This is a genomic window from Streptococcus sp. GMD4S (assembly GCF_000296955.1).
This window is the reverse complement of the sequence record NZ_AJRE01000072.1, coordinates 1-8,160: the sequence shown is the minus strand read 5'-3', so window position 1 is coordinate 8,160 and position 8,160 is coordinate 1. Positions and strand designations below refer to the sequence as shown.

At 31.8% G+C, this 8,160-nt stretch carries 7 protein-coding genes and 1 pseudogene; 1 reads left to right on the top strand and 7 read right to left on the bottom strand.

The genetic code is table 11. From position 1 onward, the window contains the following. On the top strand, window positions 1-1,088 hold a 1,088-nt coding region (gene guaA, locus GMD4S_RS06330), incomplete at its 5' end, for a glutamine-hydrolyzing GMP synthase (protein WP_001184358.1). Window positions 1,089-1,298: 210 nt separating this feature from the next. On the opposite strand, the gene GMD4S_RS06325 is transcribed toward guaA, so the two are convergent. The 7 genes and pseudogenes from GMD4S_RS06325 to GMD4S_RS06300 form a co-directional block, all read right to left on the bottom strand. Then, the gene (locus GMD4S_RS06325; protein ID WP_000767870.1) at window positions 1,299-2,042 is read right to left on the bottom strand and encodes a hypothetical protein; all 744 of its coding nucleotides are present in this window, start codon (window positions 2,040-2,042) and stop codon (window positions 1,299-1,301) included. A 59-nt stretch (window positions 2,043-2,101) separates the two neighbouring features. Beyond that, window positions 2,102-2,212, bottom strand: a pseudogene (locus tag GMD4S_RS13970) (IS30 family transposase); the annotation flags it as partial. A gap of 310 nt (window positions 2,213-2,522) precedes the next feature. Then, window positions 2,523-3,527, bottom strand: a complete 1,005-nt coding sequence (locus tag GMD4S_RS06320; RefSeq protein WP_000088502.1) for a hypothetical protein — start codon at window positions 3,525-3,527, stop codon at window positions 2,523-2,525. After that, window positions 3,520-5,346, bottom strand: coding sequence for an AAA family ATPase (locus GMD4S_RS06315; protein ID WP_001222859.1), 1,827 nt, complete (start codon window positions 5,344-5,346; stop codon window positions 3,520-3,522). The genes GMD4S_RS06320 and GMD4S_RS06315 overlap by 8 nt, the downstream gene beginning before the upstream one ends. A 139-nt stretch (window positions 5,347-5,485) precedes the next feature. Beyond that, entirely contained in the window at window positions 5,486-5,725 is a 240-nt protein-coding gene (locus GMD4S_RS06310) for a hypothetical protein (protein ID WP_001028361.1), read from the bottom strand. 386 nt (window positions 5,726-6,111) lie between these two features. Then, window positions 6,112-6,687 carry a hypothetical protein gene (locus GMD4S_RS06305; protein WP_000236455.1) on the bottom strand — a complete coding sequence of 192 codons (576 nt, stop codon included), beginning with the start codon at window positions 6,685-6,687 and terminating at the stop codon, window positions 6,112-6,114. Window positions 6,688-6,985: 298 nt separating this feature from the next. Then, the coding region (locus GMD4S_RS06300; protein WP_000674945.1) for a signal recognition particle protein at window positions 6,986-8,160 on the bottom strand (1,175 nt) is incomplete at its 5' end.

Below are 8,160 nucleotides of genomic sequence, written 5' to 3'. Positions count from 1 at the left end.
CTGACTGTCCTTATGCAGCTATTGAAAACCCTGACAAGCACATCTATGGTATCCAATTCCACCCAGAAGTTCGCCATTCTGTATACGGAAATGATATCCTTCGTAACTTTGCCCTTAACATCTGTCAGGCTAAGGGTGATTGGTCAATGGACAACTTTATCGATATGCAGATCAAGAAAATCCGTGAAACTGTAGGTGACAAACGTGTTCTTCTCGGTCTATCAGGTGGTGTTGACTCTTCTGTTGTTGGAGTTCTTCTTCAAAAAGCGATCGGTGATCAATTGATCTGTATCTTTGTAGACCACGGTCTTCTCCGTAAGGGAGAAGCTGACCAAGTTATGGACATGCTTGGTGGTAAGTTCGGTTTGAATATCGTCAAAGCAGACGCTGCAAAACGCTTCCTTGACAAACTTGCTGGCGTTTCTGACCCTGAACAAAAACGGAAGATTATCGGTAATGAATTTGTTTATGTCTTTGATGACGAAGCTAGCAAGCTAAAAGATGTAAAATTCCTTGCTCAAGGAACACTATACACTGACGTAATTGAGTCTGGTACAGACACAGCCCAAACCATCAAATCACACCACAATGTTGGTGGTCTTCCAGAAGACATGCAGTTTGAATTGATTGAACCATTGAACACTCTTTATAAAGACGAAGTCCGTGCCCTCGGTACTGAACTTGGCATGCCAGACCACATTGTATGGCGCCAACCATTTCCAGGACCAGGACTTGCTATCCGTGTCATGGGTGAAATCACTGAAGAAAAACTAGAAACTGTTCGTGAGTCTGATGCTATCCTTCGTGAAGAAATCGCTAAAGCTGGTCTTGACCGCGATATCTGGCAATACTTCACTGTCAATACAGGCGTTCGTTCAGTAGGTGTTATGGGTGACGGTCGTACATATGACTATACCATTGCCATTCGCGCCATTACTTCTATCGATGGTATGACAGCTGACTTTGCCAAGATTCCTTGGGAAGTCCTTCAAAAAATTTCTGTACGTATCGTTAACGAAGTAGACCACGTTAACCGTATCGTCTACGATATTACAAGTAAACCACCTGCAACCGTGGAGTGGGAATGATTTATAAACATGATTTGAAGTGAAATGGTTGATTTAACAGCATTTTCAGTTGTTATAAAAGGTTAAAAATAAATCAAAATTGATTGGTTCCCCACCAAAAATCCCACCAGAAATAAAATATGGTGGGGCTTTTTTTGTTTTAAGGATGTAGAAGCAAAATTTATTTAGGAGTGACGATAGTATATATACTTAAAATAGAAATACACCATTTTAGTGAATCTTAGATTTTTCTTGAGAAAATATAGTTGCTAAGATATCAGCATAAAGTTCAGGCGTTAAGTCTTGTTTTTGAACCTTCTCCAGTAATTGTGAAAAATATTCCTTCTCAGTACCCTTTGTATTAGAAATAATACCTAACAAAAATCTATTTAATTCACCAGCTGCTTTTTCTGAGTTGTAGGATTCATAGTATTTTTGATAAAATTTATCGTATTTCTCGTTTTTTTTGAGTAAGTTCGCTTCCTCTTGCTTATCTAACAATTGTTGATAAGAGACATTAAGATCAAGCCAATCTTTTTCAAACTGCTCGAGTAATTTGTCTGATACTTTTTTCCTATTATAATATAATTTTATCAAAGGTATAATATCTATCCATACCTGATCGATAAAAACTTTAACAATCTTGTCTTTAAAGATAAGTAAAGGCTTATCATCACATGTATGCACACGATATCCATTTGTCTGTAATTCATTTATCAGGTCTTCAATATGAGTTTCTGATGTATTAACTATATATTGTTTTAGCCATTGTGGCATATTAGGATTTTGGATATGCCAAGACGCACTCAAATATTTACAATCATTTCTTCTGGTTTCACCTTTTTCTAGACGACCTGGTACTCGTGTGCTAGAAATGGTATATTTTTCAATAATATCTCCCTTTTGATAATATTCATTGTGAAAGCGTTCGTATTTATTGGGTCTATGAATTTTTGTTCTATAAATTAGTTTCATTACTATTCCTTTATTTTTCATAGTTTGTCAAATAAAGCTAGAAATTTCACCTGGATCATTTAAAATTGATACAGAGTTTTGTAGTTCAAGGACCTCCTTGAGATTCGATTTCTCTTATCAGCTAGAGTTGATATGAATATTTGGGAAAGTCCACTGAAATCCATCCTCCTTAGAAAATAAAACATTAGAATGTTCATGTTCCTGGAACATCCAAAAGATATAAACTCAGTATAAGTATATCATAAATAACAACATTTTGACTTTCCGAAAAATAACTATTTTCCAGAAAGTTTAACACTTGCCATTACAATAGACATTTCTGCATATTCCTCTTATTACAGAAATTTTTTGAGGTAATAATGTTATAAAATTGCTAATACAAACAAATCTAATTCTGGTTATGTTTCACAACTCTACTATTACGGATTTTTTTGTGTTTATTACATCTAATATATTTTGAATTAATTATCTAAAATAAGCTCAGTTATTTACTTCTCTGTGAATTTTACAGGCAATTCTTTTTGAGAATATCGAGTTGTTCATGGATTCTAATATTTTAGTGTTAATATAAAAATATGACGCTATTACTAGTAACTCGCTATTAATATAATCAGTTATTACATCATTGACTATTTTCAATACTGATTTAAAATTCATGCCTTTTGTTACTTGTTTCCTACTTTCTTCTTGAACAGCCCAAATTATATCTTCTAAGTTTTTTTTAATATCTAAATGAGTTAGTCTATTTTTCAAATCCATCAACTTAATATAATTTATATATTCAGGAGGTAGATCAGCATCAATAATTTCTAACTCAGTTAGTGTCTTTAACCTAATAGGAATATTTTCAATAGGAAATTTAACCTGGAAAGGATGGACTACCGGCAATTGAGGTAATTCAGTTTGTTTATAAATTCTATTACAAATCGTGCACATTGGAATTAAATTTTCCTGCATAAGACACAGAATAGGAAAGTATTGTTTGTTTAAAAAATGATCTAAATCTCTACTGCCAATATTTATTCTTTGTTGACAAACAGAACAATAAGTACAATACGTTCCTCGAGAAAAATATTCTTTAATATTTCCAAATTTTAAGTCATATGTATTTTGTAATTTTTTACTACTTTCATTAAATACATAGTTATACATTTCTTTATAACTAAAATAAGAATCTTCGTTATATTGATTATAAAAAGTAATTATTTCCTGAACACTATCTGGTACATCACATTCCATATTTAATTTAAGATAATTAAAATAATTAGATTTAAAGAATTTATCTTGTTTAATAATCTCTTCTTTTATATTGCTATCTAATAAATAATCAATTATTTTTCTTAACTTAGGGAGTCTATAATATACAAATTTCAAATTATCAAAATTAGTATTTAGAATTACAGATTTATCTACGCCATTATTACTCTCTTCAAGCAGTCTACTAATGTCTGCTGTCAATACTGTTAATTTATATTTTCTACTCATATTCACCTCCTTCTTCTATTACCTCTTCGTAATATGAAATATTTTCTTCTGTTAATATGCGATCTAAGAGTTTATTCTGAATTGTCCCATAAGCTATCTTGTCAATTTTATCTATTGCTTCCAATAAATTAATTTTTGAAAGTCTTTCTATATTCCTTACTTCTTGTTGGATAAATTGATTATCTGAATAGTCAACATCAAAAATATATTTTAAAATACTATCAATACTAGCAGCAAATGTTTCTTCCTTTACACTTCTAACACTATTTCCCTCATTATTTGCATCTAAATAAAAAATTTGATCCTTGGAAAACATACCTACAATAAGTGGAGACTGACTTGCGATTATAAAGTGGCAATTTAAATTTGAGAAACATTTTCTAAGTATGTAATAATATTGATTTATCCATTTAGGATTTAAATGAATTTCTGGTTCATCAATTAAAATAAGTGAATCATTCTCAATATACAAACTTATCTCCATAATACGAAGAAATATTGAGAACTCACCTGAACTTAGTTGAGATATTGAAGTATATCTATTACTTTTTAAAATTACTAAATCATCAATTAAAAAATTATTAGTTTTTTCAAGAATATCAAAATCTAAATTCATTAGAATTTTGTAATCTTCCTTAAAATTAGATTGATAAAATTCTTCTATGTCAGTTACCGAAAGTAACTTTTTATAATAATCATCATATTTAACATCTTTACCGTGATTAAATTTTATATTTTTATATAGTTCTTTTAAATAAACTAAAACTAAAAAAATACTAAACGATTCTGGTTGTTCAAATTTAAAAAAATAATTATTTAAACCATGGTATGTAAAATACGACTTCCCTTTATCCTCTAATTCATTTAATTTGTCCAATGTCTTAAACATTTTTTCTCTTATATCTGCCAACTTTTTAACACGTAGTAAGATATCTGGATATGAGTAGAATTCATAATTAAAATATTGTCCTCTTGTAATAAATTTAAGAAATTCTTCATCCGTTTTTTTATAATAATCTTCAGTTTTTATTTTTTTATCTGAAAACCGTGGTATAAATTCCGTATTTAAATAATTAACCACTATTTCTTCGTATTCTTCTGACTTTTTTTGTGCATTAAATAATCCATATATTTCATCAAATAATTCATTCCTCTTATACATTAATTCCACAAAGGATTTTATTAATATCTGTTCACTCTGTTCGATATAAGAAATTCTTTCATGAACTTTTTTATAAACATCGTTATTATATGATGAAATTGCATCTGAAAAAAGTTTTCGAATCTTTGCTTGATTTATTGATTCTATAAGGAATAATTTATTAGAACTATCTAACTCAAGTAAATTTGACACCGCTTTTTCTACATTAGCAAAGTGTCTATCATTTTTTATAATGCATTTATAATACGAGCTACACGCTAATGAAATTATTTTATCATGAGTATGGATAGGATAAATAACTTCCGTATTCTTCTGATCCGTTCCTTCTTCTACTTTCTTTTCATTTTTCTTAGATTTGATTTTAAAAAATACCCTGCTACTTTCCCTCAAAGTCTTATTGCTAATTCTATCAAATGGCGAATAAGTAGATAAAATTATCTTTTTTAAAGAACCTTCTTCAAGTTCAACTGATGATGGCTCCTTGGAGTCATATTCCTCAGAAAATTTACCTAATAATACTTCAAAAAAAGTACTTTTCCCAGACCCATTATTTCCTAGTATCAAACTATATGTATTGTTATCTTCTTCTGAATTACTGTTAAATTCAAATTTAAAGTTTTTATCTGCAAAAACATACTCAACTTTACTTATTCTCACGATTCACTCCGTTCTATTATTTATAAGTTATAACTCCAAATAATTTAATAATTATCTAACAATCTCTTCTACACTTAACAAAACTAAATGAAAAAGTGATTTTAAAAAGAAATCTAATATCATCTTGATATTTTAATTTTTACTTAAATCTTAATTTCATTTCCTGCATCCATTGAGGAAGAACTTTATTCAATTCCATGTTGAGTTTAAGTTTGCTTCCTGCAAATTGATTTGTTGCCTTAGTTGCATCAAGTGTTTTTACGAGATCTTCCCTGAATGGAATTTCTTCTGGCTTTTTCAAGTCATAAGATTTCAGTGATTTAGCAAGTAGTAGACTATCTAGTCCCCACTCTGTCGCAAATTCTTTGACAATATTCATTTGTCTATTTTCCTGCCATGCATTGAAGGCAGTGTCATCCCAAATGCTTCATCGTCCCAAGAAAATTCGTAATATTGTTTTACTTTACTTAACTGCGTTGCTGCGTCGGTGAATGCTTGTCCAAAACGATCCATCAACTTTAATAGAAACCCAATTTGTAAGCTCTTCTAACTCATCTTTTAAATAGTCGAATTTATCAGCCAGTTTAATTACTCCATCAGAATATTTCTTAACCAGAACTCTACTAATATTTCCACCACTTCGTATTCTGATAAATCATTTATAATTGAAAAAATATGATTTGAATGAAAATACTTGTTTAAAAATTATTTTCAGAAATTAGAATAGAAACTTTTTTAGCATCTCAAATTATAAAATTAAAATAACTAAATTACTTCTGAACTGTATATGTTCTTTTGTACTTTAAGATACTCTTTTAGATTAATAATTTTGTCGTTATGATTAGTTTTTCTTTTAGTTTCATTATGATATACAAAGTTGTTTGCTTCAGCAAACTGCTCTGTATAAGTCTTAACCAATTCAAATAATTCATCAAGAGAGGTATCTAATTCTAATTTCTTTAGCAGAGATTCATTTTTATTTAAGAAATTTAAAAACTTATCAATATCTTTTTCAGTCAATTCTCCTTTTTGAGCGGTAATTAAATACTGAGTTAACCTCTTTATTAAAGATTTTGATACACTATTCATCTGCATACTGCGATAACTGTAATAACCAACTCCTCCCACAGCTAAAACTCCTGCACCTATTAGTCCAACTTTTATAGCCTTATTGCCGATTAATTTATTTGCAGTATCTTTAGAAAAATCTACAGCTTTGAGATGCTTAATAATCTGTCCCTTATTATTTCTGATAACAGAACCAAATTGTTTGTATATACCTGATACTAAGCCCCTTTGAATATCGTTGGGTATAACTAAATTAATACTATTAATAACCATAATAAAAACTCCCTTATATAAACTTCTCTTAAATTATACCATCAACAGTGACTATTTGACACTAAAATAATATTTTAATTTAGTAAATGTAAAATTACTTATATATTGTGTAACTAAGATAATAGACTTCGATAAAATGAAAATAAGTATTTATAGTTTCTGCTTCTGTTTTATTCTACCTGAACAACAATAATATACTCTATAATGTCTAACGGGTGGTTTATTTGTCTCGCACCTTACGGAGCGAGACGGACTAATAGTCACATAATAATAAGGAAAGCACTTCTGCTTTCCTTTTTTATTTACGTTTTTTCTTCGCTTTTTTCATTTTGTTGGCCATACGTTTCATAGACTGTTTCATGGCAAATTCACCGATTTTACCTTTGAGTCCGCCACCAAACATCTGGCTCATATCTGGCATGCCTGCTCCTCCGAGACCTGACATATCCGGCATTCCACCTTGTCCCATCATGCCTTCAAGGGCAGACATATCCATCCCTCCCATATTTGACATATTTTTTGGAAGGTTATTTGGATTGATTCCCATTTGCTTCATCATCTTGTTCATATCGCCAGACATGACACCTTGCATGAGCTGTTTGGCCTGGTTAAAGTCTTTGATAAATTTATTGACTTCAACAAAGGTATTTCCAGAACCTGCAGCGATACGACGGCGACGGCTTGGATTTAACAAATCGGGATTTTCACGCTCCTCAGGTGTCATGGAAGATACAATGGCACGTTTGCGCGCAATCTGACGCTCGTCCACCTTCATGTTTTGAAGGGCTGGATTGTTAGCCATACCTGGAATCATCTTGAGCAAGTCTTCCATTGGTCCCATATTTTGCACCTGATCCAATTGATCAATGAAATCATTGAAATCAAAGGTGTTTTCGCGCATCTTCTCAGCCATTTCAAGGGCTTTTTGCTCATCGTATTCCTGAGAAGCTTTCTCAATCAAGGTCAGCATATCCCCCATACCAAGGATACGGCTTGACATACGATCTGGGTGGAAGGTTTCGATATCTGTTATCTTTTCACCCGTACCAGTGAACTTGATAGGTTTTCCAGTGATGTGGCGAACAGACAAGGCCGCACCACCACGAGTATCCCCATCAATCTTGGTAAGGATGACACCAGTTACTTCCAACTGAGCATTAAACTCACGGGCAACATTAGCCGCTTCCTGACCGATCATGGCATCAATGACGAGGAGGATTTCATTTGGCTGAGCCAGTGCTTTAACATCACGAAGCTCATTCATGAGAAGTTCATCGATTTGTAAACGCCCTGCCGTATCAATCAAAACATAGTCGTTGTGGTTGGCCTGCGCTTGCTCCAAACCTTGGCGAACAATCTCAACAGCTGGTACTTCTGTTCCAAGTGCAAAGACTGGAACATCAATCTGCTGTCCAAGTGTTTTCAACTGGTCGATGGCGGCTGGGCGGTAAATATCCGCAGCAATCATCAAAG

Coding starts and splice junctions, on each gene's coding strand:
- GMD4S_RS06325 (WP_000767870.1), bottom strand. CDS start 2,042: ATGAAACTAATTTATAGAACAAAAATTCATAGACCCAATAAATACGAA.
- GMD4S_RS06320 (WP_000088502.1), bottom strand. CDS start 3,527: ATGAGTAGAAAATATAAATTAACAGTATTGACAGCAGACATTAGTAGA.
- GMD4S_RS06310 (WP_001028361.1), bottom strand. CDS start 5,725: ATGAATATTGTCAAAGAATTTGCGACAGAGTGGGGACTAGATAGTCTA.
- GMD4S_RS06305 (WP_000236455.1), bottom strand. CDS start 6,687: ATGGTTATTAATAGTATTAATTTAGTTATACCCAACGATATTCAAAGG.